This is a genomic window from Roseivirga sp. YIW32, from assembly GCF_057219245.1.
Genome location: NZ_JBXVVG010000002.1, coordinates 1,164,432 through 1,190,683, shown reverse-complemented (window position 1 = coordinate 1,190,683; position 26,252 = coordinate 1,164,432). Strand labels below are relative to the sequence as shown.

Sequence of the window (26,252 nt, the reverse complement as noted above, 5' to 3'; positions counted from 1 at the left end):
CTACTAAGAAAAATGTTTATTGATTTATTCCTCTTGGGAGAGCCAGAGGAGAGCTTCTTTCAACTCAGACCTCCAGAATTTCTCATTGTGTTCTCCGTCCTCAACCACTTTGGCGATCAGATTAGTTTCAGAATGACCAGAATTTTTGATTACATCGACCATGCTGTTCATGGTCAAATACATGTTAGGTCCTTCTTTTTTGCCCACCAGCAAATATAAGCGATGGGTCGTTGGAAGTGGGTTATCCATGGTCAGGTCCTTCATCTGTTCATAAGAAAACCAGTAAGAGGGAGAGAAAACACCCGCTTTACCAAAAACCTCTGGATAGGCATAGATGCCATAATGAGAAATTAAGCCTCCTAATGAGGACCCGATCAGATAGGTCTGGTCCGGATCAGAAATGGTGCGGTACTGTTCATCTATGTAAGGCTTGATCACCTCCACTATGAATTGCATGTATGACGCTCCTTTTCCACCTCCATATTGTGGGTTTGGATAGGGCGTTAACTCTTCCGTTCGCAAGGTTCCTCCATTGTCAATTCCCACTACAATGAATTGAGGACCTCCCTCTTTGGCCATGTCATTCAGTAGTTCATCTACGCCCCATTCGCCAACAAAAGAGGTAGCCTCATCAAAAAGATTCTGGCCATCGTGCATGTAAATGACCGGATATCGCGTCGTAGACGTTTCGTAACCTGGAGGTAAATACAATCGGATTTGGCGGGTGCGCTCAAGGCCTGGCAGGTCAAAGTCTTGTTCCAATACGAATACATTGGAGGCTGCAGTAGAACGCCGTTCCTGTGCCTGAATGGTCCCACTTGCCACCAACATGCAACAAATTAAAAAATGTGGAAGTCGGTAAATGTATGGTTTCATGTCTTGGCTTGATCTGAACAATTTAAAATCGCTCCCAACGCTGCGCTTGTTGTTTTCTTTTCATCTCACCAGTTGTGTGCATCTCTTCTAAGCGAAGGTTTCGGCTCATCGATTTGGAGGTAAGATGCCAATAGCCACAATGGTCGCACTCATACACATTTTGCGGGCCCTCGTGCAGCTGGAATCCCTTGTAAATGTGTTGATCGATCAAAGCGGTTTCTGCCAGCTCTTCTGACATGTATTGGTATTTACCCGTAGAACACTTCATGATTTTCGCATGTTAACGATAAGAAGTTAAATATTGAAAGATTGTTTAAATGAATCGCTCAATTGCTAAATGCGAAGCAAAGCTTAATTTTGACCTTTAATTCAACGAACTCTCTTTATCAAAACCACCTATGAAAGAAGCCTACATCATTGACGCCATCAGAACACCCATTGGAAAATTCAGAGGAACTCTTTCGCCCGTTAGAGCTGATGATCTTGCCGCCTTGGTCATCAAGGAACTAATGAACCGAAATCCAACGATAGACCCTAAAAGAATTGATGATGTGATCTTGGGATGTGCCAATCAGGCAGGTGATGACAATAGAAACGTGGCGCGCATGTCGGCATTGCTGTCGGGCTTACCGATCGATGTCCCAGGAGAAACGGTAAATCGACTTTGTTCCTCTGGCATGTCGGCGGCTATTCATGCCAATCGGGCGATCAAAGCGGGTGACGGTGACTTGTTCATTGCAGGTGGTGTAGAGCAAATGACCCGTGGCCCATTAGTACTTTCGAAATCGGCCATGCCCTTTGGTAGTGATGCGAAACTCTACGATAGCAGCTTTGGTTGGCGTTTTGTCAACCCCAAGATGAAAAGTCTCTACGGAACCGAAGCCATGGGCGAAACCGCGGAAAACTTACAAACTGAGCATCACATCAGCAGAGTTGACCAAGACCAATTTGCGATGCGCAGCCAGCAGAAAGCAGCACATGCACTTAACAGTGGTCGGCTAGCAAAAGAGATCACGCCGGTCAGTATTGCTCAACGAAAACAAGAGCCCATCATTTTCGAACACGACGAATTCATCAAGGCAGGCACTACCCTAGAAGCACTGGCTTCCCTAAGACCGGCGTTCAAAGAAAACGGAACCGTCACGGCTGGAAATGCCTCGGGATTAAACGATGGCGCTGCGGCCTTGTTGATCGCTTCGGAAGATGCCGTAAAAACCTATGACCTAAATCCGGTGGCGAGAATTGTAGCCTCTCAAGTAGTAGGTGTTGCACCTCGGATCATGGGCATTGGCCCCGTCGAAGCATCAAATCGGGCGCTTGCCAAGGCCGGCTTATCCATGGAAGACATGGACATCATTGAATTGAATGAGGCCTTTGCTGCGCAGAGTTTAGCCTGTATTCGTTCATGGGACTTAGCAGATGACGACCCTCGCATCAACCCGAATGGTGGTGCCATCGCTTTGGGGCATCCGTTAGGGATGTCAGGGGCAAGGCTGTTACAAACCGCAGCCATTCAATTACAAGAGCAAAACAAACGTTACGCCTTGTGCACCATGTGTGTGGGTGTAGGTCAGGGATACGCCACCATTATTGAGCGCGTTTAATTATTGCCTCTTATTGACTCGTCCATTATTCTTCTTTTCATTCCAATGCTAAGAAGTACCTGATCTTTGCCCAAAAACAAAGGAATATGTATCATGCAAAAGAAAAACCAACACACGCATGAACGATCAGCCCAATGAAGTTGCCAAGATCACCGCGGAGTTCATCAACACTACGCACCAGCACGTGTTTTTGACGGGAAAGGCAGGAACAGGAAAAACAACTTTTCTTAAGTACATCACCGAAAATACCCATAAGAAAACAGTAGTGGCTGCACCAACCGGTATTGCTGCTATTAACGCGAAAGGTGTAACGCTTCATTCTCTATTGCAATTACCCTTTGGAGCCTTCATCCCCGAACATGTACCTCCGCCAGCGGTCAATGCGCAATTCACTACTTTGTTGACCCTATTCTCCGGGTTGCGCTTCAATCGATCAAAGCGACAACTCATTCAAGAGATGGAACTCTTGATCATTGATGAAGTAAGCATGCTTCGCGCCGACCTACTCGACTGTATCGACCATATGTTGCGTCACCTTCGCAGAAGAAAGCATGAGGTTTTTGGAGGTGTACAACTATTATTCATTGGCGACCTATTGCAACTTCCTCCCGTCGTAAAAGAGCATGAATGGCAGATTCTCAAAGACCACTATCAATCGAGCTACTTTTTTGAAGCCAAGGCCTTGGCCTCCTCATCGCTCATCCATTTGGAGTTAGAAAAGGTTTATCGCCAAAGTGATCAGCAGTTCATAGACCTTTTGAATCGTTTCAGGGAAAACCAACAAAGCCCCGCAGACCTTGACTTCATTAATGAACATTACGATCCGAAACGTGCCGAGGAATCCCCTGAAGGCTTCATTCACTTGACCACACACAATCGAAAAGCTGATGAGATCAATCAAAAAAGGCTCCAATCGCTGGAAAGCAAAACCCACACTTTTAAAGCAGAAATTACCGGAGACTTCCCGGAAAATGCCTACCCCTTGGACCCCGTACTTGAATTAAAGAAAGAAGCTCAGGTTATGTTCATTAAGAACGACCCCTCAGGTGAAGGACAATTCTTTAATGGTAAGATCGGACGTATCTCCTCATTGTCAATTGATGAGATCATTGTGCAGTTTGAAGATGGCAAGGAAGTCGTTGTTTCTGAATACACTTGGGAAAACAAACGCTTTAGCCTGAATAAGGACACCAAAGAAATCGACGAAAAAATACTTGGTCGTTTCACGCTTTACCCCATCAGACTCGCTTGGGCAGTCACCGTGCACAAAAGCCAGGGCCTCACTTTTGAAAAGGCCATACTCGACCTTTCCGGTGCCTTTACGCAAGGACAAGTTTATGTAGCGCTATCTCGACTTACCTCTCTTGAGGGCTTGATCTTGTCATCGAAAATACCATCCGATGGCCTTGATATTTCTGACTCGATGAAATCGTTCATTGCCGATAAACCCGAACTCCAGTCGTTAGGTGCAAGACTGAAGCAAGACCGACTGAAGTATTTATTTGAGCTCATTCAACGTCATTTTGACTTCACTCATTTGGAGAGCATACTAAAGACACACCTGGCTAGTTTCAATAAACAAGAAAACCGTTCACTCAAACAGCTGCATCTCAGTTGGACAGAGGAGAAAAGTCAGCCCTTGTTGGCATTATCCCAGGTAGGCAAAAGCTTCCAATCCCAAGCGCATAAGATCATTTTTGAACAAGCTGATTTAGCCTTGCTCAACGAACGAGTTGAAAAGGCAACTGAGTACTTTACCGACATCTTAAAGAAAGGACATGAGGAGTTCAGCATCCAGGAGAAAAAGCTAAAGAAAATGGCTCAACTCAAAGCATACAGAGAAGAACTGATGGAAATAAAAGAACAGCTATTTGATCAACTCCTCTCCTTACACCGTACCAGTCTGTTTATTCGTTTCCTGAGTCAGAACAAAACGCCATCCAAGAAAGACGTCCAACAGGTGTTGAGTGAATTAATTATTCCAAAGACCAAAAAGGAAAAGACACCCACACATGAGATCAGCTTCGAACTGTACAAACAAGGGAAGTCGATCGAAGAAATCGCTGAAGAAAGAGCACTCGTCCCTTCCACCATTGAAGGTCACTTATGCAAATACATCTCAACGGGAGAAATAAAAGCTACAGAGCTAATGGATGAACAAAAACTACAAAACGTCCTTAGTCTAATCACACCAAAAACTACTGGGACCGGAGAGATCAAAAGTCAACTAGGCGATGAGTACAGCTACGGTGAAGTGAAGATCGCAATGGAGGAGTGGAAGCGGTTGAATGAATGAATTGTGATATCAAACTAGCCTCTTGTTTCTAAAAGCAATTCCAGAACCTGATTTTAGATATTTTTCAAATTTGAAGGCCTTGTACTTGTCTCGAAACACTGTATGTGTTTCTAACTCCATGGGCAGTCGATATTTAGTGGATTGTACTTTACCTTGGTTATGTCTTTTTAAACGTGCTTCAAGATCAGAAGTAGATCCAACATAAAATCCTTCATCTGCACAGAGTAGAATGTAAACAGTTTGCATAGGTGTGTGTATTTAGTTCAATTTTTAAAATTATCTATGGAGTTCCTCCGCGGAAGCCCTAGTGTATAATCAGATCAATACAATTAGGTCTCTGTAAATAAAAACGCCCTCCTTAGCTCTTGCGAGCTTCAGAGGGCGAAGGTGGAGCCATAGTGATTATCAAGTGATGATTCCTCAATTACTCCCGTATTGCAAATGCAGCCTGCTGTGCTTTTAGCACAGCCCCTTAAATGCAGAAAACCACTCAAGCAAGCTTAGTAGTTTTCTTTACTCTTAAGCGCAGTTAGTCTGCGCTTGACTGTGGAGCCGGAGGGATTCGAACCCTCGTCCAGCTAAGGAATACATAGTACCCTCTACATGTTTATTTGCTAGTTATTTTTCGAGTGCAGCAAGGTCAGCAACCTACCTGATCAGCACCTTATTTGTGATTGATCTTACCCAGGTGTCACAAAACCCACCTGAGCCAGTTCCGCATGTGATGCCTCGATTCCAGTCCGGCAGAACGGAGGACTGGGAGACACATTGCTAGCTAAATCTGATTAGGCAGCAAGGGCGTATTGTCTTTCGCCAATTAAAATAGATGAGTGTTTGATTTACAGGAAATACACACAACTCCCGACATGCTAATACCAGCATTGCACTTACTGTCAATTCCGGTCGGCCCCATATTTCAATGAACTATAGGTTGGCAAAGATAGGTTTTTAGTACTTTGTAACAATGAGAAGGTTACTTATCCCTCTTTTCCTCTTTTTAGTCACTGCTACGTCCTGTTTTGCCCAGATACTGAGTATTGATAAATCGCATCTTGATAAAGATACCAGCAATTATTGGGCCGGCACTATCGATTTCCAATTCATCTTCAATAACCTCAGTTCAACTCCACAACAAGAAAACATCTACATCGGTTTCTTTTCTAAACTCGATGTCGCGTATCTGTCAGATAAGCATGCATTCTTGAGTATAAATAACTTCAGGTACTTCAAACCAGGACAGGGTGCCTTTATCAACTCCGGCGTGTCTCATTTCAATGTCAATTGGTTCAGAAAAAACACCTTTACAGGGGAAACCTTTGTGCAAGTACAATACGACCAGAGTCGGAACTTAAAAGAACGTTTGCTCTACGGCGCCAATACACGAATCAACATGATCAAAGGAGAGCACGCCTTGTACCTCGGCATAGGTGCATTTTATGAAATGGAACTTTGGCGCACACTTGAACAGCAGATCATTGAAAAAAAACTGATCAAAGGAAATCTATACTTAGGAAGCGAAGTCGATCTGAATGATCACGTCACGTTGAACGTTATTGGCAATACCAAAGTGGTTATGATGGCGATGACGAGCTTTGGCGCAACCGGATCAACACACACCTCGAGATCAGGGATCGATTGTCAAAAAAGATCACCCTCAAACTCTCTGTAGATGTCCATCATGACAATCAACCCATCATCCCCATTCCAAAATGGACCTATGATTTGCGGATTGGCTTATCCGTGCATTTGAACAGGCTTTAGCTAGGTACGATCCGCACTTCGATAGACTCGCCGAACTCGACAGTTTTCAATCTCCCCAGCGGCCTTATTTTCAATGGAATTAATGACAAGATCTGCACCATTAAAGGCAAAGGAAGCAACTCCCAATGCGTTATTCGGGAAAGGACTTGGCGCAAAGAACATGTCTTTTCCATCAAATGAGATTGACCCCTCATAGGCCAAGGCTCCATTGACGTTTACGGTATAATTGCTTTTACGAATGACCATAATGATCTTATCCTGCGGCTCTACGACCACCGGTACTCCGTCGTTGCAAGTGGTTGTGGTGGAAGTCAGCTGCCACGTTATGAATAACCCCGGCAAAGTGGCAGGATTAGTTCCAAACTCATCATCTTCACATCCCATCAGGCATGTTAGAAGTAAGAAACAAATGACCAGTCTTTTGAACATACTCTAATAATCTACAATAATTGTACCGAAAAACGAAGGTTATAGCAACGTTTATCTTTGCTGTTAAACGAGTATTCATGCCGTTTGGTTAAAAGAATTTTCTTGAGTTTTAGACAAAATTCAGCCTGTTAATACACTTATAAAATAAGATTTATATCTTGCCGTAATGGATAACTTCGTTGTTTCAGCCCGAAAATATAGACCCGTTGGTTTTGAGGAAGTTGTAGGTCAGGAACACATTACCACCACACTAAAGAACGCCATCGACAGCCAGCAATTGGCGCAGGCCTTACTTTTTTGTGGTCCAAGGGGAGTGGGCAAGACCACTTGTGCGAGAATCGTAGCCAGGTTGATCAATGACCAACGTATCGACAATCCGCTGATGGAGAATGATACGTTCAACATCTACGAGCTCGATGCTGCTTCAAACAACTCAGTCGACGACATTCGGAATCTCATTGATCAAGTAAGATATCCTCCGCAGCAAGGCAAATTCAAAGTGTACATCATCGATGAGGTGCACATGTTGTCCAATCAAGCCTTCAATGCCTTTCTAAAAACGCTTGAGGAGCCTCCATCTTACGCCATTTTTATTTTGGCGACAACTGAAAAACACAAAGTCATTCCTACGATACTCTCAAGGTGTCAGATCTTTGATTTCAATCGAATAGAGGTAAGCGACATCAGCAAGCAATTGCAAAAAATAGCAACAAACGAAGGAATTGAAGCAGAACAGGAAGCCCTGGACCTTATCGCTCAAAAAGCAGATGGGGCCATGAGAGATGCACTTTCTCTCTTCGACCTCATCGTGACCTTTAGTGGCAAAAAAGTGAGCTACCAGGCCACCATAGATAATTTACACATCTTGGATTATGACTACTATTTCAAGATGACCGAGTCCTTACTGGCGGAAAAAACAGCAGAAGTACTTTTACTTTTTGATGATATCCTGAAAAAAGGCTTTGATGGCAATAATTTCATCGTCGGACTAGCTAGTCATTTCCGAGACCTCATGGTTTGCAAAGATCAACAAACCATCAGCTTATTGACTGTTTCAGACAGCATCAAAGCGCGTTATAATGAACAAGCACAAGAGGTTCCACTTTCATTTTTACTCTCAGCCTTGAACATCGCCAATCAATGTGACCTCAACTATAAAGGCAGTAAAAATCAACGCTTGCATGTAGAACTTGCCTTATTGAAAATAGCACACCTCAATTCTGCCTTGTCTCTGGCCTCAATGAATAATGCTTCCCCTGAAGCATCAAAAAAAAAAGCCTGACAACCCCTGATTCCCAACAAGAGGATCAAAAGCAGGTAGTATCTAAAGAAGAACCTAAGAAAGAGCAACCACCAGCCGAAGAAGAGCCGCAGGAAAAAACAGCAGAGATCCCTCCTCCTGTAGAAAGGGTCAGTGTAAGAAAAAGAACGAAAAGTAAAACGCTCAGTATACCAACCAATTTGAGTGATGCACAAAAGATCGTCAATGAACCCTTAGTCGATACATCCTCAGAAGAAAAAGAGCCGGAAGATCAGCAAAAGCGCAACAGTTCGTTCAGCAATGAACAATTAAAAACCCACCTTCATGAGATCGTGGAAGAATATGAGCAAAACGGACAACATCATGAAGCATTGCTGTTGAAAGAGAGGGTTACCCTCGATGAACAACTCATTACGGTAAAGATCAGTAATGAAGCTCTAGAAGGGACTTTTGACCGGATGAGAAGCGACCTCTTGACCAGACTTCGCGATCACCTAAACAATGATCACATTCAGATCAAATCAGAGATCATTGAACCGGATAAAAAAGACATGTTGTATACGGATAAGGAGAAATTCGAACACCTCAAGAAAAAATACCCTGCCTTAAAAGACCTGCAAGAAAAATTTGGCTTAGATCCCGAGTTCTAAAACTTCAGATTAAACCCCACATTGATGACGTTTTTGAGCTGAATGCCCGTGCCTTGGGAGCCATCATCGAAGGTGATCTGCACATCTTCATCATAGATCAATTGGGTACTGATGGTTGCCCCAATGTAATTATTGACCTGAAGATCAAGGTTCACCAAAAGGTTCACCACTGTAGTAGGGAACTTCTCATAGTTCGAGAACAAGTTTCCGACTACTCTTAACTTCACATTTTCGACGATCTGCTTGTTGATCGTGCCTGTCAAACTTATCCCCGCTTCTGATCTGATCATTTTGCCGGGTTCAACACCGAAGGCTCCCGCCGTGGAAAGTGAATCATTCAATACAAACGTGAAACGACCAGAAAAAGGTGACAGGGTAATGTCGTATTCTTTGCCTTGACGAAAAGTGATTCCATGAGAGGCCTGCAAGTAACCAGGAGCCATGAAATCTGAGATCAGCACCCTGCGCCGGCCATTGGCAGCATTTTCTACTTTGAAGCCTTGATCTATCTGTGTTTGAAAAAGCAGCTGTGAAGTCATTAAGATCTCTTCGCTGAATTTCTGGCTGTATTGCGATTTGAGTAAGAGGTTATCATCCGTCTTTTCAAAACGATTGGAGTCATCACCTTGCCGCAAAACACCATAAGCTAGTCTTCCTCTATTCGACCAAACCGCGTTATCCTTCTCGTAATTGGCATCACCCTCGATCACTGTTCCGAAACCTAAAGAAGGCTCTCCCCCTGCTGTCCAGTTGATCAAGCCGATCTGTTGTACGTTGAGGTTGATGTTGGCACTGGTTTTCCAATAATTTACGGTATCCCTCTCGATCAGCATGGGAATGCCAAATACCGTCACCGTGTCTTTGATCGCATTCTTGTTCTGAGCAAAAAGCGCACTCGACGAGATAAAAAGTGTAAGAAATGTTAACCTAAGTATTCTAATCATTGAGTCTTATGGAAGAATCTTTATTCTTCTGCGAATATCTTGAGCTTTTCTCCAAGGGCAAGGCTGCTGTCCGTTTTATTATTCCATTGAAGCAAATCTTCAACACTTACCCCATATTTTTTGGCAATTGCCCAAAGTGTCTCCCCTTTTTGGACTTCATGAACCACTACTTTTGGTTCGGCCTTTGGGGCTTTCTTCAACAGCAATTGCAAGGATTGATCTATTTTTAGACCATCGGTGAGTCGTAAAGCATTCCATTCCAAAATTTGATCAATCTCAACCTCGTATTGAGCTGCAATGGCAAAAAATGTCTCCTTTGGCTTCACGATGTGAACAACAATCTCATCGCCTTCTCCGGGTGTTAACACCGGAACCTTTTTGGGTAACTCTCTTTCCGGAATATCTTCTACTCGCTTAGGCTTGATGGCCTTCCGCAATTTTTCAGTGGTTTCGTCGGCTGAATACACCTCATTGATCAATCGCTCCTCGGCACCCGGTTGTTTGCTCTCAACCAAGACATTGGAATACTCAACCGGTACATCCTTTGGTCTAATGAACCTCAGCCAAAGCACCCGGCCAATTTTCAGTTCCTCAGTATCCTTCATTCTATTCTTGCGCAATAAATGCTTCAGGCGTAGCCCATAATCCTGGGAAATACTCCAAAGGGTTTCGCCGGAACGGACGACATGATAGTGTACCTTCCCCTTCGTGCGTTTGTTTTTTAGGTAATAATACTTCCCAGGCCTTACGTCTCCTCTATTACCGATATCATTGTACTTTTTGAGCCTTTTTACTGATGTTCCTGTTCGTTGAGCAAGCCGGTCAAAATCATCTCCAGCTTTGGCCTTGATCGCTGGAAGACCATTCATTTCAATGAATCCCGGCTCTTCAGCAAACTTGACGTTTCCCGTTATCTCAGGATAATAGCCTGTATTTCCTTCCAGTGGTTTGATGCCGTAATAGTCACGCACCTGCTCAGAAGTACTCCTTGTGGTGCTGACCTTCATGGTTGGGCGCTGGGTAGTTTGCCGTTTGTTCTCGACTGGTTTGTCTTTTGGCGTACGGGACTCTTCCTTCTTTTGCTGAGCAATGACCTTTTGGCCCGATTTGAGCGGGTAAATAACAGGATACGACTTATCCGTTGGTATTCTCGTTTGATTGAGCCATTTATTAAAGCGCTTGATCTCTTCCAATTCCACACCTACTTCGCCGCTCACTTGACGCAAGGTTTTTCCCCGTGCTTCAAACTTTTCCAGTCGTACTTCAGGATGCTTTCTCCCCTCGCCTACAAAATCTTGAAAGGCCAATTTGTGCGCAATGAATTTTTTCACATACCAATGGGATTTGCCGGTAATGTTCATGGTTTTGGCACCATAAAGCTTATCAGACACGGAACGTTGAGTACCTGTGAGCCCTTGCAAGTAAGACTGCATGGACAACACCCAGTTGTCAAAAACAAAATTGGATCGCTTCAAATACTTTGTCGCGCCAACGGTAGAGGCAATGATGTGTTTCCGCTCGTCGACCAAGTCATCAACGCGCAGACCCAATTCCTGCGCAGATGCCTTCTTGAACTGCCAGAAACCAACGGCATTAGAAGTAGAAACGGCGTCTGAGATAAACTCTCCCTCCTGGATAGCCAAGTACTTGAAATCATCAGGTATTCCTTCTTTTTTTAATATCTCCTCAACAAAACCCATGTATAAATTGGCCCGATCGACCTTCAGCTGAAAATGGTATTGACTCCTAGTCAACAGATCCAAGGTTTCTTCTACATCTTTCTTCGCCTCGCCATTTAACTTAAGCTTGACGCCGGCAACCATTACTTCAGAAGGGACGATCATCGGGGCTTGCGCAAATGCTAGCGAAGCCATGAACGTAAACACGATGATCCATAAGTTTTTTTGCACTACTTTTTTCTTGCGACCATTAGTCCGTCTCTAATTGGAAATAGGACATTCTCCACTTGGTCATCTTCTTGTACCCAACGGTTAAAATCAAGTATTGCTTGTGTGTCCTTATCTATTTTCTTTTCGGTTTGTACCACCTTTCCGCTCCAAAGGACATTATCGGCGATGATATATCCACCGGATCTCACTTTATCGAAAACTAAGTTATAGTAATTGAGGTAATTTTTCTTGTCCGCATCGATAAAAACCAGATCAAAGGGTCCTTCTAGTTTTGGAACGATGTCGAGCGCATTGCCCAAACGATAATCAATGGCAGACCCATAACTTGATTGAGCAAAAAAAGCGCGTACCATCTCCTCTAATTCCTCGTTGATGTCAATAGTCGTTAGGGTTCCTCCAGGTTGTAGCCCCTCCGCCATGCAGAGTGCTGAGTACCCAGTATATGTGCCTATTTCTAAAATACGTTGAGGTCGAATCATGTGTGAAAGCATCGACAATGCCCGACCTTGAAAATGACCAGACAACATTCGAGGCATCATCACCTGTGTGTGGGTTTGCCGATTGATCTGCTGAAGCAAGGCATTCTCCTCATCGGTATGCGCATCGCAGTAATGCTGGATATTTTCCGGGATAAAATCCATTAGGCTTCAGGTAAAAAAGTTAAAAAACTCATGTTTGATTCATCGAAAGACTCATTTGCCAATTCTAATAGCTGGTTGCTAGAAATTGATCTGATCTGTTGAAAAATGGACTCAAGACTTTCGATACGTCCAAGATCTAAAATGCTTTTACCCATCATCAACATTAAATTGGCATTGTTCTCTTCTGACATGGCCAATTGACCAATTAGCTGCTCTTTCGCCTTGTGCAACTGCAGGGTACCTAGTGGGTTGTTTTTCAACTTGTCCAGCTCCTTTAAGACCAACCGCTGACTGCGTGTTGCTTGCTTTTTTTCAGTACCGTAAAAAATGGCAAATAATCCGGTATCAGAATATGGATGGTATACGGCTTCTACATTATAAACAAAGCCATATTTTTCTCTCAAGGCCAAATTAAGCCTCGAATTCATACCCGGTCCTCCCAGAATATTCAACAACATAAAAAAAGGCAATCTTTTGTCATCCGCTAAATCATAGGCCGTGCTACCGATGGCACAATGTGCTTGCGATATCTGTTTGGTGATGACCTCCGTTCTGGGTTGATACCCTCCAAAATGTACCCGCTGCCGCTGACCACTGAGGGTTGGAACGTGACCAAAATACTTTTCCGCTAATTTTTTGACCCTTTTGAAGGGGATGTTCCCAACACAACTAAAGACGACTTGTTCCGTATTCATGTTCTGCTTCAAAAACTCTTGGAAATCGTGACGATGAAAAGAACGTACACTGCTGGGAGTTCCTAGGATGTTTTGACCAAGCGGATGTTCACCAAAAACAACACGATCGAATTCATCCTGAATGGCATCTTCAGGACTGTCACGGTACAAGCTCATTTCCTCGAGAATAACACCACGCTCGTTCTCAATTTGCTTTTCCGGGAAAACAGAATCAAAGGTAATGTCTTGCAAGATCTCGAATGCATTCTCTGTATGCTTGTCTAAAGCGGAGGCATAAAAACAGATTTTTTCCTTGGTGGTATAGGCATTCAGCTCGCCGCCCACAGAATCCAATCGATTCAAGATGTGAAAAGCCTTGCGTTTACGCGTTCCTTTAAAGGCCATGTGCTCCCAAAAATGCGCTATGCCCAATTCGTTTTCACGTTCGTCACGACTGCCGATATCAAGGATAAAACCGCAATGCACGATCTGCGTATTGGCCACTTCTTTGTGTACCACGCGAATGCCATTGGGCAATTGCAGTAAATTGTAATCTTCCATCTCCTATTCTCCTGAACGGCACAAAGATACTATAAAATCCAGAGGGTCAATCCTCAGCAATGTCTGATAATTAGGCTTTTCATCCATTGAATGTCCATTGTTTGAGAAATGAGAAAACTTGATGCCAATTCCATTATCTTTGAACTTAGTCCTATGCGTGCAAAACATAATATACTTGTCATACAAACCGCCTTTATCGGCGATGCGATTTTAGCGACAGGTATCTTAGAAAAACTACACCAGCAGTTTCCCAATGCTCAGATTGACTACTTGGTGAGAAAAGGAAACGAAGGACTTTTCAACAAGCACCCTTTTTTGCACCAACTATTGGTCTGGAATAAACAGAATGGCAAATACAAAGACCTGCTCAGACTCTTGAAAGAAATACGGGCTGTGCGTTACGATCATGTCATCAATGTCCAACGATTCGCCAATTCCGGCTTTCTCACCGCTTTTTCCAAAGCAAGGGTTAAGATCGGATATGACAAAAACCCCTTTTCTTGGGCCTTCGACCATAAAGTGCCTCACGAGGTCAACAACGGATTGCACGAAGTAGAACGCAACCAACAACTCATTGAAACCATTGCCCCTGGCAAGGCAGAAAGACCAAAGCTCTATCCTACGCTTGCTGATTATGAAAAAGTCGACTACCTGAAAAAACAGGCTTTTGTTTGTTTGGCTCCTGCCTCCGTCTGGTTTACTAAGCAAATGCCAAAAGAGAAGTGGATCGAATTGATTAATAATATACCAAGTGGTATAAATATTTATCTACTTGGAGCTCCAGACGATAAACAACTCTGCGAAGAAATCATTTCATCGAGCAAAAACGAGTTGGCCATTAATCTTTGTGGTGAGCTCAACCTACTACAGTCAGCTGCATTAATGAAAGATGCGCGCATGAATTATGTAAACGATAGTGCGCCCATGCACTTGGCTTCCGCCATGAATGCGCCTACATCTGCTATTTTCTGTTCGACCATACCTGAATTTGGCTTCGGCCCATTATCAGACAATTCCCAAATCATTCAAGTGCAAGAAAAACTTGCATGCCGACCCTGCGGGCTTCATGGTAAAAAGGCCTGTCCGGAAGGCCACTTCAAATGTGGCTTTCTACTGAGTATCCCTTCGGTAAAAGAAGGCTGATCAACTTCATTTTCTGCCTTTTTCCTCGTTATTTAGGGCTCCATTTGAAAACAAGCCTATGAACAGATACGAAGCGATCGGAAAAGACCTTTTCATCAAGAACAGAGCCAAACTAGCGGCAAGATTAAAGCCCAATTCAGCTGTTTTGGTTTTCTCAAATGATGTGATGCCCACCAATGCCGATGGCACCATGCCTTTCAGACAGAATAGCAATTTGCTTTACCTATCAGGCATTGACCAAGACGCCAGCATTCTCCTCATGGCACCTGATTTTCCTAATGAAGCGTTGCGGGAAATGTTGTTCTTGACTGAAACTAACGAGCACATCGCCGTATGGGAGGGACACAAATACTCAAAGGACGAAGCCACCGAAGAATCGGGTGTAAAAAATATTCAGTGGCTCGATAAGTTTGAGCTCATGCTCAAAACCGTTCTGGCGGAAACAGAAAACATTTACCTCTACACCAATGAGCACATCCGCAATGCAACAGAGGTAGAAACTCGCTCAGACAGAATGAACAAATGGGTAAAAACTACTTATCCTGATTACGAATATGAGCGACTCGCCCCAATCATCTACGACCTGAGGACACAAAAAGAAGCACGCGAGATAGAGGTCATGCAGCAAGCTTGTAAAATTACAGAGCGTGGATTTAGACGCATACTCGATTTCGTAAAACCAGGCGTTTGGGAATTCGAAGTGGAAGCAGAATACCAACATGAGTTTGTACGAAATCGATCCAAAGGTTTTGCGTATACGCCTATTATTGCTGGTGGTGGGAATGCTTGTGTTTTGCACTATGTAGATAATCGCGATCAACTGAAAGACGGAGACCTCCTTCTGATGGACGTGGGCGCAGAATATGCGAATTACATGTCAGACATGACCCGAACGATACCAGTGAATGGACGCTTCACCGACCGACAAAAAGCAGTTTACAATGCAGTACTTCGTGTAAAAAATGAGGCGACCAAACTCTTAACAGTAGGAAATCGCATTCCTGAATACCACAAGCAAGTAGGCGAATTGATGACCAAAGAATTGGTAGATCTTGGTTTGCTGAGCATGGAAGAAGTGAAAAATCAGGATGAGTCATGGCCGGCTTATAAAAAATACTTCATGCATGGCACGTCACATCATATCGGCTTAGATGTCCATGATGTGGCCAGCATCTATACTGAATTCAAACCGGGAATGGTCTTTACAGTAGAACCCGGCATCTATGTTCCAGACGAGGGCATTGGCATTCGCTTGGAAGATGACATTGTGATTCAAGAAAAAGGCCATCTGAATTTAATGGGTGACATTCCAATTGAAGTGGAAGAGATCGAAGAACTGATGAACTCATAAATCAAGGTTCATTTCACCTCCAATTTATATGCTCAAATCGATGACAATGGAAAAATTCAATAGCGAAAAAGCACCTGAGCCAGTCGGTCTTTACCCGCACGCCAGAAAAGTGGGTAATCTTCTCTTTCTTTCCGGTGTAGGTCCAAGAGAAAGAGGAACGAAAGAGATTCCCGGAGTAACACTCAACGAAAAGGGAGAGATCGTCTCATACGACATCGCCGCTCAATGCCATTCTGTATTCAAAAATGTAAGGCTGATCCTTGAAGCCTCCGGAAGCAGCTGGGACCAATTGGTCGATGTCACCGTTTTCCTTACCAATATGGATGATGATTTTAAAACCTACAATCAGATCTATGCGGAGTATTTTAAGGAGAATCAGCCTTGTCGGACGACAGTAGAAATCAACAAACTCCCTACACCGATCGCAATTGAACTCAAATGCATCGCGACTGTGTGATAATAAGCTGATTTGCTAACTTATGGTTGAATCTTAACCATCAACCATGAAATCACTTTTTCAACAAGCCAAGCAATGGTTCGGTAATTTGTATAGAACTGTTCGGCCCGGTCAGGTTGCAGTAAGAGGTGCTGCTCGTGCCATCGCAACCACCACATTGATCATCTGGCTACTTGCTGCGTGTTCGTTTTTTCTGATCGACCCTGGCACATGGTTTGGCGTTGTCCCCGTCATTTTACTTCCACCTCTTGCTTTGCTCTTGGGTGGATTGACCTATCTGGGTATCAAATTACTGGCAAGTATTCCTAAAGCCATGGTCTGGGTACTGCCTGGGAGCTTTCTGATACTGAGCATGGTCTTTGGTCAGGGAGATCTGGAATGGCAATTTCCATTATTTGTTCTGGTCTTTGCCGGCGGCTTAGGTGCTGCTCTCTTCACCTTGACAAAGACCAATCGAACGCAAAATACGTTGAGACAAAAAGTTGTGGCCATAGCTGGCGGACTCATTGGCTTAGCCGGCCTCATATGGGGTGTTCAGTGGGCTTTTCAAACCGGTTTCGAGCCAGATCCACCACTGAATAATGCCGCTTTAGCAAGTACATATCAACCCACCGAACTGGATCTTCCCAACCCTGCGGAATCGGGTAAGTATAAGGTAGACTACTTAAGCTATGGAAGTGGAAAAGACCTGCATCGACCTGAATTTGCTGATGAGGTAGCTTTTAGGACTGACTCTGTCGATGGGTCGAGACTCATCGACAATTGGAAAGGATTGGCCGGCAAGCTCAGAACATGGTATTGGGGATTTGACGATGAAGCGCTACCACTCAATGGTAGAGTTTGGTATCCTGAAGGTGAAGGCCCTTTTCCTATTGCCCTGATCGTCCATGGCAACCATAGCATGTTTGATTATTCCGACGGTGGTTACGCTTATCTAGGCGAACTTTTGGCCAGTCACGGAATGATCATGGTCAGTGTGGATGAGAATTTTATCAATAGTGGCTGGACAGACATGTTTCCGAACGGTTTGGATGAAGAGAATGATGCACGCGGTTGGTTGCTCCTGAAGCATTTGGAAGAGTGGAGAAAGTGGAACCAAACGAATGACCACCCTTTTTATCAAAAGGTTGACATGGACAATATCGCAGTGATGGGACATTCCAGAGGTGGAGAAGCAGCAGCGATCGCTGGTTTTTTCAATGGTTTGACCCATTATCCTGACGATGCCAAGGAAAGATTCAATTTTGGTTTTAACATCCAATCCGTGGTCGCCATAGCGCCGGTAGATGGCCAATACAAACCAGGAAGTATAGGCACTCCTCTTCAGGACGTGAACTACCTAGTGCTTCATGGGGCGAATGATGGCGATGTACAATCTTTTGCCGGTTTAAGGCAGTATGAAAGACTCACATTCACAGATTCCTCTGATCACTTTAAAGCCGCCATTTACATCCATGGAGCCAATCATGGCCAATTCAATACGAGTTGGGGCAACCGCGACTCGCCAAACCCTTGGGGATCATTGTTAAATGTCAAAGCCTTGATGCCCATGGAGGATCAGCTCACGGTCGGTAAAGTCTTGATCAATTCATTTTTAAAGGCAACACTTCAAGACGAAAAAGGCTTCCAAGCAGTATTCAAAGACCTTCGTCAAGCAAAAAGCTGGCTACCGGAAACCATCTACCTCAATCAATTCGAAACCAATGACTGGCAGGTCATCACCGATTTTGACGAGGATCTTGACCTGACCACAGCAGGTGACATGGCTTCGATCTCATCTGAAAACCTCACGGTATGGAAGGAACAACTCGTTCAGATGAAATGGGGCAATAAAGACACACGGGCTGTTTACATTGGCTGGGACAGTACTGCCCACCCGCAAGACACGGCCAGATACGTTATCGAGTTTAAAAAGCCACGGCAGCTCGAGGAACAGCCATGGTTCAGCTTCGAAATGGCACATTCCAAGGAAAAAAGCTACCCTGACAAAGACAGAGATGAGCGAAAAAAAGAAGAGGAGGATGACAACGAAGAAGTGGACATCGCTGAAAATGAAAACGACGTGGAAGTCACTAATGAAGAAGAGGAAGAAGACGTTGAAAAGGATAAGGACAAAGCGTCTGAGCCCATCAATATCAGTATTGCCATATATGATCAGCATGGGGAACATGTACAATTTGATTTGCACGAATATGCCTTACTACAGCCCCAAATTACCGTGGACATTTACAAGAATAAATCGTTGCAAACCAATAAAACATCAGAGGCGGTTTATCAAACCTTCTTTTTCGACTTAAACAGCATCGCAAAAAGAAATCCTTCATTTGATCACACCGCTCTTCAAGGCATAGCCTTTATCTTTGATCAGAAAAAAAATGGAGTGGTGATTTTAGACAAACTGGCATTCCATTAAGATTAATTCCCTTAAGGGATATATTTGTGAAAATCGATCAACAATGGAAATCATTTGGCTTGTTTCAGGGGTAGTTTTAGGAGGAATCATCGGATGGCTCATCGCCCGGATGAAAAAGCCGGACACCACAGCGACTGATCAGCTTGAGCAGGCACTTATCCATGCGGAAGAAAAACAAAAACTCATTCAGGAAGAGTTTGCGGCTCAGAAAGAAGAATTGAACAAAGAACGCACAGCGAAGAATGAGCTGAGTAATGAGCTGGCCTACCTTCGTTCAGATTATAAGAACCTACAAGAAAAACTGAACACCCAAAAAGAGGAGATCGAACAACTCAATCACAAGTTCAATCAAGAATTCAAACTCTTGGCAAACGAGATCTTCGAAGAAAAAGGAAAACGATTCGCTGAACAGAATAAGACAAACCTTTCCGAGATCTTATCCCCTCTCAAGGAACGGATTGGTGAATTTCAGAAGAAGGTAGAGGACACCAACAAGCAGAATGCGGAGCGGAATGCCGGACTTGTTGAACAGATCAAATTATTGAGCGACCTCAACAAGCAGATCACTAAAGAAGCAGAAAACCTAACCAAAGCGCTGAAGGGGGATACCAAGGCGCAGGGTAACTGGGGAGAAGTAATTCTGGAGCGCATTCTTGAAAAATCAGGATTAGAAAAAGGACGAGAATACGAAGCACAAGTATCTGAATTAGGGGAAGATGGAAAACGCTATCAGCCCGATGTTGTGGTGCATTTGCCAGACAATAAAAATATCATTGTCGATTCTAAAGTGTCCTTGATCGCCTATGAGCGCATGGTCAATGCCGAAAGCCCTGAAGAACAGGTTGCTCAACTCAAAATGCACATCAATTCCATCAAAGCGCACGTTAAAGGCCTTAGCGAAAAGAGCTACCAGAACCTGTACGGCGTAGAAGGACTTGACTTTGTCCTGCTCTTCATTCCGATCGAGCCGGCATTTACCTTAGCCGTTCAGCATGATCCAGAGTTATTCAATGAGGCATACAGCAAGAACATCGTGATCGTGAGCCCTACCACCCTCATTGCTACGCTTCGAACCATCTCATCGATTTGGAAACAAGAATACCAGAATAAAAACGCGATGGAGATTGCCCGACAGGGAGGCGCACTTTATGACAAATTCGTTGCCTTTACGGATGATCTTACAAAAGTTGGGACACAGTTGAGAGCAACACAAACCACCTACGAGGCTTCTATGAAAAAACTGTACGAAGGCACAGGCAACTTGGTCAAAAGAGCATTGGACATCAAAAAACTGGGTGCCAAAACAAGCAAGCAGCTCGATCAGCGGCTGGTTGACAGAGCAGAAGATTAGCGCTTAGCAAACGTCATTTTCCTATGCACTAGTACCCTTTTGTTAATGCGCTCTTTTCTATATTTGCCACAAAGCGTTTCATTATGGAGTTGACAGCAGACAACAGACTCAAAAAACTCATTGTCGTAGGCGATCGCATTCTCATCAGGCCAAACAAAGCCTCTGAAAAAACAGCTAGTGGTTTGTATCTTCCACCGGGTGTCGAAGAAAAAGAAAAAGTCAGGAGCGGTTACATCATTAAAGTAGGACCGGGCTATCCGATTCCCATGCCAACTGAGGAAGATGAATATTGGGAAGATCAGGACGAAAAAGTACGATACATCCCTTTGCAAGCGCAAGAAGCCGACTTGGCTATTTTTCTCCAAAATGGGGCCGTAGAGGTGATGTATGAGGGTGAAAAACTCTTCATTGTCCCTCAATCTTCAGTGCTCATGCTCGAAAGGGAGCAGCTACTTTAGATAGACCAAGCACAGTTAACTAATTTGGCGTATCTTTGTTTTTTCAAAAACGTATATTAGTTTTTGAACAAGAGTGAATAACAGTTCGTCATAGAACTGACAATACAAAGACGATTACATGAATTACAAAAGCGTTAGATTTTCCAGAACCAATCAAGTAGATTTTATTACTGATTTAAGAAAATCCGTCAAAGATTACTTCGATTCCAGAAACCTCTCTACTTATGCCAATGCCAACATGGTCCTTAAAACGATCTTCATGTTGTCGCTATTCTTTGTGCCCTACACCTTGATGATCTTCGGGGTGGTGACCAATAATTGGCTTGTTCTTCTCATGTGGGTTTTTATGGGATTTGGTACGGCTGGAATCGGTTTATCGGTTATGCACGATGCTAACCATAATGCCTATTCTAAAAACAAGTATGTCAATAAATACCTCGGCTATGTGATGAACATGGTGGGAGCGAGTACCTTCAATTGGAAGATTCAACACAACGTGCTACACCATTCCTACACCAACATCGAAGGCATGGATGAAGACATCGACCCTGGAAAACTCATGAGGTTATCCCCTCATGCCCCTCTTTTGAAAGTCCATAAGCATCAACACATCTATGGTTGGTTCTTATACGGCATGATGACCTTCCTTTGGTTGACCACAAAAGACTTTAGACAACTCTACCGTTACAAACAACTTGGTTTACTGAAAGCACAAAAAAGGACCTATAACGGCGTATTGATCGAAACGATCTTATCGAAGATCCTCTATTACGGTTATGCATTGGTAATCCCTATGGTATTTATTCAAGCACCTTGGTACATCATATTGATCGGCTTTTTTATCATGCATTACATCACAGGTTTAGCCTTGGGTATGATTTTCCAACCAGCGCATGTCATGCCAACATCTGACTATCCAATGCCGGACGAAAAGGGGAATATGGAAAATAACTGGGCTGTTCATCAGCTACATACAACCACCAACTTTGCACCAAACAACAAATTGTTCAGTTGGTATGTGGGGGGGTTAAATTTTCAGATCGAGCACCATTTATTCCCGAACATTTGCCACGTGCACTACCAGAAGATCAGTAAGATCGTTCAAGAGAAGGCAAGAGAGTATGGACTTCCTTACCATTCAAAAGAGACGTTCTTTGCTGCCTTAAAAGCGCATGGCCAAATGTTGAAAAAACTGGGAAGAGAAGAATCTTTTGCCTAGTGCTTTTGCATGAGCGCGAACTCTTTTGCATGATACGTTAATATGATGTCCGCCCCTGCCCTTTTGATACTCAAAAGGGTCTCTGGCATGACGTGATCATAAGAAAGCCAGCCTTTATCGTCTGCTGCCTTAAGCATGGCATACTCTCCACTAACGTTGTAGGCCGCTATCGGTTGACTGTAGTTGTCTTTCAATAGTTTAATGACGTCAAGATAAGCCAAGGCTGGTTTTACCATTAGGAAATCCGCACCTTCATCAACATCCAAATCGGCTTCTATTAAAGCCTCTCGTTGATTGGCAGGATTCATTTGGTATGTCTTTTTATCACCACTTTTCGGTGCAGAATCTAAAGCGTCTCTGAATGGCCCATAAAAGGCACTGGCATATTTCGCAGTATACGACATGATTGATACATTCGTAAAGTCATTGTCATCCAATACCTCCCGGATGTAACCCACTCTTCCATCCATCATATCGGAAGGTCCAATAATATCCGCTCCTGCTTGCGCTTGTGAAAGTGCTTGCTTTCCCAATACCTCGAGCGTTTCATCATTGAGTATCTCTCCTTGCTCATTCACCAGACCATCATGCCCATCCGAATTATAAGGATCCAAGGCTACATCCGTCATAAGCGCAGCTTCAGGAAACTCCGCTTTGATTCTTTTGATGGCTTGTTGATAGAAAAAGTCAGGGTCAAAAGAACGGCTTCCACTCTTATCCTTATAATGTTCGGCGACAACGGGAAACACATCAAATCCTTTGATGCCTAAGGACATACACGAATCGATCTCTTTGAGCATAGGCTCAATTCCCATCCGAAAAATACCCGGCATTGACGCCACCTCAACTCGATCTGTGGCGCCCTCTAGTAAGAACAATGGAAAAATGAAATCGTCTGTACTAAGCTTGGTTTCTTCCACCAAGGCACGAATGGCACTTGATTTTCTATTTCGTCTAGGTCTAATCTCCATAAAGCTATCTCACAAAATTGATGGTAATGGGGTACCGATATAATCTACCATTACTTGCGTCAATTGTTGCCAAAATTACACAAATCAAATTGACAAGAGGAATGATCACCAAAAATGGAATTCCAATAAGCAGAAAGGCAAAAAATGCAGAGATGATCAAGTACAAGGCCATGGAAAGTTGAAAATTCAATGAAGCCTTGGCATGTTGAGCAATGGTTTCCGATTCTTCTTTTTTCGTCAACCAAATAATCAGAGGCACTAAAAAATTCCCAAATGCGATGGAATAGCCTAATAACGTACCGATGTGGGCGCCAAGCACCCAGGGTCTTTCGTTTGCTGTCATTCTTGTTTTTTACTTAAAGTTAAACCTATTCACTAAAGTACTGTCTAAACGCCATTCGACCTTCTATGAGAGTACTTTACATCATTTTTTTCGGCAGTTTCTTAACGTTTTTTAGTCAGGCCCAATTCTGGGTAGTAAAGGGAAATGTAAAAGACAGCACGGAGCAACAGGCATTGGCACAAGCCACGGTCATTTTACTCAACCAAGCAGATTCCACCATTAAAGTCAGGTCTACCGATTTGGATGGGAATTTTCGGATCACAGGTGTTGTCAATGGAAATTATCAATTAGCCGTCCGCTTTGTTGGTTTTCAAACCTACCAACTTGGCTTGACCGTCAACAATGCGAGCCTTGATTTAGGTAGTATCATCCTCGCACTTGATTCCAAAAGATTGGACGACATCACCGTCGAGGGTCTTGAGGACCGAGTGATCCAAAACGGAGACACTACCGAGCTGATCGCCAAAGCCTTCAAAGTGAACCCCGACGCATCCGCAGGTGATCTCTTAGAAAAAATGCCCGGTATTACCATTCAAAATGGCCAAGTTCAGGCCCAAGGAGAAGACGTCACCAGGGTATTGGTTGACGGTCGAGAGTTTTTTGGAAATGACCCCAATGCAGCCTTACAAAATTTACCCGCCGACATTATTGAAAAAATACAGGTGTACGATCAATCGAGTGACCAAGCGCAGTTCACAGGATTCCAAGATGGTGAAACTTCCAAAACGCTCAACATCATCACAAAGGTGAGCGCTCGAAATGGTGAATTTGGGAAAGTCTATGCAGGAGCCGGCACGGATGACCGTTACAATATCGGAGGAAGCATTAATCTTTTTCGTCCGAATTCAAGGACAACCATTTTAGGACAGACCAATAACATCAACATTCAGAATTTCTCTACGAGCGATCTTCTCGGCATTACCTCAGGTGGTGGTCGAAGAGGTGGTGGCGGAGGTCGTGGAGGTGCTGCTGGCGGTGCCGGAGGAGGAAGAGGTGGTAGAGGCGGCGGAGCAGCTGGTGGAAACACCGCTGATTTCCTTGTCGGCCAACAGGCAGGTATTTCCGAAACACGTGCTGCAGGCATTAACTATTCTTTTGAAGATGGAGGTAAATTCAAGGTTAGCGCGAGCTATTTTTTTAATCAGTCCGACAACAATGCGAATGAATCCATTTTTAGAGAATTCATCATTCCGCAAAATGAGGGACAGACCTATGATGAATCTTCATTGAACCAAAGTAATAACACCAACCATCGCATTAGTGCCGAGCTAGAATATAAGATCAATGAAAGGAATTCGATCATTATGCGTCCAAGGTTCACTTTTCAAGCAAATGACGGTAGCAGCTTTACACGCGGGTTTACTGATCTCAATGGAAGCCCTTTGAATGAAACGACCACCCTGAATAGCTCCGATCTCTCGGCCTATACGCTGAATAATAACATCCTTTGGAGGCACTCCTTTGAAAAAAGAGGAAGGACGTTCTCACTGAACCTGAACACCAGCCTGAATCAAAATACCGGCAACGCACAACTACTTTCAGAAAATATATTTTACAATGGAGGTCGAACTGAAGTACCATTTGACCAACAGTCTACCTTGCTTCAAGATGGCCTTAATCTTGCCCTAACGGCTACCTACACTGAACCCATCTCAGAACGAAGTCAATTGCTATGGACCTATCGCTATGGGTATCAATTCAACGATTCTGACAAGGAAGCATTTGATTTTAATGAATCAGCCAATGACTACATTGACCTAAACCCACTACTGTCCAACACATTCGAGAATAACTACATTTCTCACTTGGCTACAATGGGTTATAACCTGCGTGGAGAAAAAGGCACCTTAACAGCACGAGGAAGTTTTCAAACGGCAACAATAGACAATCAACAGACCTTTCCTACAGAAGGCCAAGTGGAAAGAACTTTCGACAACTTTATTCCCAATGTTGTGTATCGCTATCGTTTTGACAGAGGCAAATCCATCAACTTCAATTACCGCGCTCGGACAAGTCCTCCAAGCCTGGTTCAGCTTCAAAATGTGTTGGACAACAGTGACCCCTTAAATATTCGGGCAGGAAATCCATTACTGGATCAGAACTACACGCATACAGCGACCATCCGCTACAATCAAGTGAACATGGAGTCCTCACGCACGTTCTTCACCCTCCTCTCGGCAAATTACTCTGACAATTTCATTGGGAATAACACGACAGTGGCGGGTAGTCGACCAATAGACATCGATGGGATCACGTTAGCCCCCGGCGCCCGTTACATCAAACCGGAAAACCTACCGGGTCAGCTGAATTTGCGCTCATTTGTTGCTTATGGTCTTCCGGTCGGTGGCCTCAAGTCGAATATTAACTTTACGGGTAACCTGTCGTTCAACAGAACACCTGAAAAAATCAATGGTGTGCTAAACTATGCCGAGGCACCGACACTTGGCTTTGGATTGGTCTTCAGCAGCAACATCAGCGAAAAGGTAGATTTCACCTTATCGAGTAATACCAGCTACAGCAATGTGACCAACACCACACAAACTGTTAACGACAATCAGTTCATTAACCAGGCCACACGATTGCGACTCAATTTGATCTTTGATCATGGCCTCGTCTTTCGTTCAACGATCAACCATACCTACACCACTGGCTTAAGTGATGGTTTTGATCAGAACTTCATCTTATGGAATATGGAGCTTGGCAAAAAGCTGATCAAAGACAAAGCCGAATTGAAATTAACCATCTTTGATTTACTCAAGGAAAACCAAAACATCAACAGGACCATCAACGGCTCCTACATTGAAGACAGGCAGACGCAAATCATTACACAATATTTTATGCTGAGCTTTGTCTTTAACATAAGAAATTTCAAATCAGGTGCTGAACCCGCATTAAATCAAGGAAGCCCTCAGATGAGGAGAGGGATGGGCAGAGGATAA

At 43.8% G+C, this 26,252-nt stretch carries 23 protein-coding genes and 1 other RNA gene; 13 read left to right on the top strand and 11 right to left on the bottom strand.

From position 1 onward, the window contains the following. Positions 1–24 precede the first annotated feature (24 nt). Together AC2D6U_RS14100 and AC2D6U_RS14095 are read right to left on the bottom strand one after the other, a co-directional pair. Positions 25–831, bottom strand: coding sequence for an alpha/beta hydrolase (locus AC2D6U_RS14100; RefSeq protein WP_484721631.1), 807 nt, complete (start codon positions 829–831; stop codon positions 25–27). A gap of 67 nt (positions 832–898) precedes the next feature. Further along, complete coding sequence (locus AC2D6U_RS14095; RefSeq protein ID WP_484721630.1) at positions 899–1,144, bottom strand: hypothetical protein; 246 nt, start codon at positions 1,142–1,144, stop codon at positions 899–901. A 130-nt stretch (positions 1,145–1,274) separates the two neighbouring features. Here AC2D6U_RS14095 and pcaF point away from each other — a divergent pair, with 130 nt between their 5' ends. Continuing rightward, positions 1,275–2,480, top strand: a complete 1,206-nt coding sequence (pcaF, locus tag AC2D6U_RS14090; RefSeq protein ID WP_484721629.1) for a 3-oxoadipyl-CoA thiolase — start codon at positions 1,275–1,277, stop codon at positions 2,478–2,480. A gap of 118 nt (positions 2,481–2,598) precedes the next feature. Beyond that, positions 2,599–4,776 carry a helix-turn-helix domain-containing protein gene (locus AC2D6U_RS14085; RefSeq protein ID WP_484721628.1) on the top strand — a complete coding sequence of 726 codons (2,178 nt, stop codon included), beginning with the start codon at positions 2,599–2,601 and terminating at the stop codon, positions 4,774–4,776. A gap of 9 nt (positions 4,777–4,785) precedes the next feature. Here the strand turns inward: AC2D6U_RS14085 and AC2D6U_RS14080 are convergent, their stop codons facing one another. Next, entirely contained in the window at positions 4,786–5,022 is a 237-nt protein-coding gene (locus AC2D6U_RS14080) for a GIY-YIG nuclease family protein (protein ID WP_484721627.1), read from the bottom strand. Between the two features lie 298 nt (positions 5,023–5,320). After that, positions 5,321–5,687, bottom strand: a transfer-messenger RNA (tmRNA) gene (ssrA, locus tag AC2D6U_RS14075). 53 nt (positions 5,688–5,740) lie between these two features. Here ssrA and AC2D6U_RS14070 point away from each other — a divergent pair. After that, complete coding sequence (locus AC2D6U_RS14070) at positions 5,741–6,445, top strand: hypothetical protein (RefSeq protein WP_484721626.1); 705 nt, start codon at positions 5,741–5,743, stop codon at positions 6,443–6,445. A 92-nt stretch (positions 6,446–6,537) separates the two neighbouring features. Here AC2D6U_RS14070 and AC2D6U_RS14065 read toward each other — a convergent pair whose 3' ends face one another. Next, entirely contained in the window at positions 6,538–6,966 is a 429-nt protein-coding gene (locus AC2D6U_RS14065; protein ID WP_484721625.1) for a hypothetical protein, read from the bottom strand. 166 nt (positions 6,967–7,132) lie between these two features. Between AC2D6U_RS14065 and dnaX the strand changes: the two genes are divergently transcribed. Beyond that, positions 7,133–8,248, top strand: coding sequence for a DNA polymerase III subunit gamma/tau (gene dnaX / locus AC2D6U_RS14060; RefSeq protein WP_484721624.1), 1,116 nt, complete (start codon positions 7,133–7,135; stop codon positions 8,246–8,248). A 179-nt stretch (positions 8,249–8,427) separates the two neighbouring features. Beyond that, positions 8,428–8,877, top strand: coding sequence for a hypothetical protein (locus AC2D6U_RS14055; RefSeq protein WP_484721623.1), 450 nt, complete (start codon positions 8,428–8,430; stop codon positions 8,875–8,877). Here AC2D6U_RS14055 and AC2D6U_RS14050 read toward each other — a convergent pair. From AC2D6U_RS14050 to AC2D6U_RS14035, 4 genes are read right to left on the bottom strand one after another with little or no spacing between them, the layout of a single operon-like run. Further along, positions 8,874–9,821, bottom strand: coding sequence for a DUF3078 domain-containing protein (locus AC2D6U_RS14050; RefSeq protein ID WP_484721622.1), 948 nt, complete (start codon positions 9,819–9,821; stop codon positions 8,874–8,876). The genes AC2D6U_RS14055 and AC2D6U_RS14050 overlap by 4 nt on opposite strands. A 20-nt stretch (positions 9,822–9,841) precedes the next feature. After that, complete coding sequence (locus tag AC2D6U_RS14045) at positions 9,842–11,731, bottom strand: LysM peptidoglycan-binding domain-containing protein (RefSeq protein ID WP_484721621.1); 1,890 nt, start codon at positions 11,729–11,731, stop codon at positions 9,842–9,844. Beyond that, a complete protein-coding gene (locus AC2D6U_RS14040) occupies positions 11,731–12,372 on the bottom strand; it encodes an O-methyltransferase (RefSeq protein ID WP_484721620.1) in 642 nt (213 codons plus the stop codon). The genes AC2D6U_RS14045 and AC2D6U_RS14040 overlap by 1 nt, the downstream gene beginning before the upstream one ends. Beyond that, positions 12,372–13,607 carry a M16 family metallopeptidase gene (locus tag AC2D6U_RS14035; protein WP_484721619.1) on the bottom strand — a complete coding sequence of 412 codons (1,236 nt, stop codon included), beginning with the start codon at positions 13,605–13,607 and terminating at the stop codon, positions 12,372–12,374. Before AC2D6U_RS14035 ends, AC2D6U_RS14040 begins: the two co-directional genes overlap by 1 nt. Before the next feature lie 108 nt (positions 13,608–13,715). Here AC2D6U_RS14035 and AC2D6U_RS14030 point away from each other — a divergent pair, with 108 nt between their 5' ends. From AC2D6U_RS14030 to AC2D6U_RS14000, 7 genes are all read left to right on the top strand, one after another. Beyond that, positions 13,716–14,750 (top strand): glycosyltransferase family 9 protein, encoded by a 1,035-nt coding sequence (locus tag AC2D6U_RS14030; RefSeq protein WP_484721618.1) that lies wholly within the window; start codon positions 13,716–13,718, stop codon positions 14,748–14,750. 58 nt (positions 14,751–14,808) lie between these two features. Next, a complete protein-coding gene (locus tag AC2D6U_RS14025; protein WP_484721617.1) occupies positions 14,809–16,101 on the top strand; it encodes an aminopeptidase P family protein in 1,293 nt (430 codons plus the stop codon). Between the two features lie 46 nt (positions 16,102–16,147). Further along, positions 16,148–16,558 (top strand): RidA family protein, encoded by a 411-nt coding sequence (locus AC2D6U_RS14020; RefSeq protein WP_484721616.1) that lies wholly within the window; start codon positions 16,148–16,150, stop codon positions 16,556–16,558. 46 nt (positions 16,559–16,604) lie between these two features. Continuing rightward, positions 16,605–18,971 carry an alpha/beta hydrolase family protein gene (locus AC2D6U_RS14015; RefSeq protein ID WP_484721615.1) on the top strand — a complete coding sequence of 789 codons (2,367 nt, stop codon included), beginning with the start codon at positions 16,605–16,607 and terminating at the stop codon, positions 18,969–18,971. Between the two features lie 43 nt (positions 18,972–19,014). Then, complete coding sequence (locus AC2D6U_RS14010) at positions 19,015–20,322, top strand: DNA recombination protein RmuC (RefSeq protein ID WP_484721614.1); 1,308 nt, start codon at positions 19,015–19,017, stop codon at positions 20,320–20,322. Positions 20,323–20,405: 83 nt separating this feature from the next. Continuing rightward, on the top strand, positions 20,406–20,780 hold the full coding sequence (locus AC2D6U_RS14005) for a co-chaperone GroES (RefSeq protein WP_484721613.1): 375 nt from the start codon (positions 20,406–20,408) through the stop codon (positions 20,778–20,780). Positions 20,781–20,898: 118 nt separating this feature from the next. Continuing rightward, positions 20,899–21,999, top strand: a complete 1,101-nt coding sequence (locus AC2D6U_RS14000; protein WP_484721612.1) for a fatty acid desaturase family protein — start codon at positions 20,899–20,901, stop codon at positions 21,997–21,999. Here the strand turns inward: AC2D6U_RS14000 and hemB are convergent. After that, positions 21,996–22,970, bottom strand: coding sequence for a porphobilinogen synthase (hemB, locus tag AC2D6U_RS13995; protein ID WP_484721611.1), 975 nt, complete (start codon positions 22,968–22,970; stop codon positions 21,996–21,998). The genes AC2D6U_RS14000 and hemB overlap by 4 nt on opposite strands. A gap of 4 nt (positions 22,971–22,974) precedes the next feature. Beyond that, entirely contained in the window at positions 22,975–23,313 is a 339-nt protein-coding gene (locus tag AC2D6U_RS13990) for a DUF4870 domain-containing protein (protein WP_484721610.1), read from the bottom strand. Positions 23,314–23,378: 65 nt separating this feature from the next. Here AC2D6U_RS13990 and AC2D6U_RS13985 point away from each other — a divergent pair, with 65 nt between their 5' ends. Next, positions 23,379–26,252, top strand: a complete 2,874-nt coding sequence (locus AC2D6U_RS13985) for an outer membrane beta-barrel protein (protein ID WP_484721609.1) — start codon at positions 23,379–23,381, stop codon at positions 26,250–26,252.

Coding starts and splice junctions, on each gene's coding strand:
- AC2D6U_RS14100 (WP_484721631.1), bottom strand. CDS start 831: ATGTTGGTGGCAAGTGGGACCATTCAGGCACAGGAACGGCGTTCTACT.
- AC2D6U_RS14095 (WP_484721630.1), bottom strand. CDS start 1,144: ATGAAGTGTTCTACGGGTAAATACCAATACATGTCAGAAGAGCTGGCA.
- pcaF (WP_484721629.1), top strand. CDS start 1,275: ATGAAAGAAGCCTACATCATTGACGCCATCAGAACACCCATTGGAAAA.
- AC2D6U_RS14085 (WP_484721628.1), top strand. CDS start 2,599: ATGAACGATCAGCCCAATGAAGTTGCCAAGATCACCGCGGAGTTCATC.
- AC2D6U_RS14080 (WP_484721627.1), bottom strand. CDS start 5,022: ATGCAAACTGTTTACATTCTACTCTGTGCAGATGAAGGATTTTATGTT.
- AC2D6U_RS14070 (WP_484721626.1), top strand. CDS start 5,741: ATGAGAAGGTTACTTATCCCTCTTTTCCTCTTTTTAGTCACTGCTACG.
- AC2D6U_RS14065 (WP_484721625.1), bottom strand. CDS start 6,966: ATGTTCAAAAGACTGGTCATTTGTTTCTTACTTCTAACATGCCTGATG.
- dnaX (WP_484721624.1), top strand. CDS start 7,133: ATGGATAACTTCGTTGTTTCAGCCCGAAAATATAGACCCGTTGGTTTT.
- AC2D6U_RS14050 (WP_484721622.1), bottom strand. CDS start 9,821: ATGATTAGAATACTTAGGTTAACATTTCTTACACTTTTTATCTCGTCG.
- AC2D6U_RS14040 (WP_484721620.1), bottom strand. CDS start 12,372: ATGGATTTTATCCCGGAAAATATCCAGCATTACTGCGATGCGCATACC.
- AC2D6U_RS14035 (WP_484721619.1), bottom strand. CDS start 13,607: ATGGAAGATTACAATTTACTGCAATTGCCCAATGGCATTCGCGTGGTA.
- AC2D6U_RS14030 (WP_484721618.1), top strand. CDS start 13,716: ATGAGAAAACTTGATGCCAATTCCATTATCTTTGAACTTAGTCCTATG.
- AC2D6U_RS14025 (WP_484721617.1), top strand. CDS start 14,809: ATGAACAGATACGAAGCGATCGGAAAAGACCTTTTCATCAAGAACAGA.
- AC2D6U_RS14020 (WP_484721616.1), top strand. CDS start 16,148: ATGGAAAAATTCAATAGCGAAAAAGCACCTGAGCCAGTCGGTCTTTAC.
- AC2D6U_RS14015 (WP_484721615.1), top strand. CDS start 16,605: ATGAAATCACTTTTTCAACAAGCCAAGCAATGGTTCGGTAATTTGTAT.
- AC2D6U_RS14010 (WP_484721614.1), top strand. CDS start 19,015: ATGGAAATCATTTGGCTTGTTTCAGGGGTAGTTTTAGGAGGAATCATC.
- AC2D6U_RS14005 (WP_484721613.1), top strand. CDS start 20,406: ATGGAGTTGACAGCAGACAACAGACTCAAAAAACTCATTGTCGTAGGC.
- AC2D6U_RS14000 (WP_484721612.1), top strand. CDS start 20,899: ATGAATTACAAAAGCGTTAGATTTTCCAGAACCAATCAAGTAGATTTT.
- hemB (WP_484721611.1), bottom strand. CDS start 22,970: ATGGAGATTAGACCTAGACGAAATAGAAAATCAAGTGCCATTCGTGCC.
- AC2D6U_RS13990 (WP_484721610.1), bottom strand. CDS start 23,313: ATGACAGCAAACGAAAGACCCTGGGTGCTTGGCGCCCACATCGGTACG.
- AC2D6U_RS13985 (WP_484721609.1), top strand. CDS start 23,379: ATGAGAGTACTTTACATCATTTTTTTCGGCAGTTTCTTAACGTTTTTT.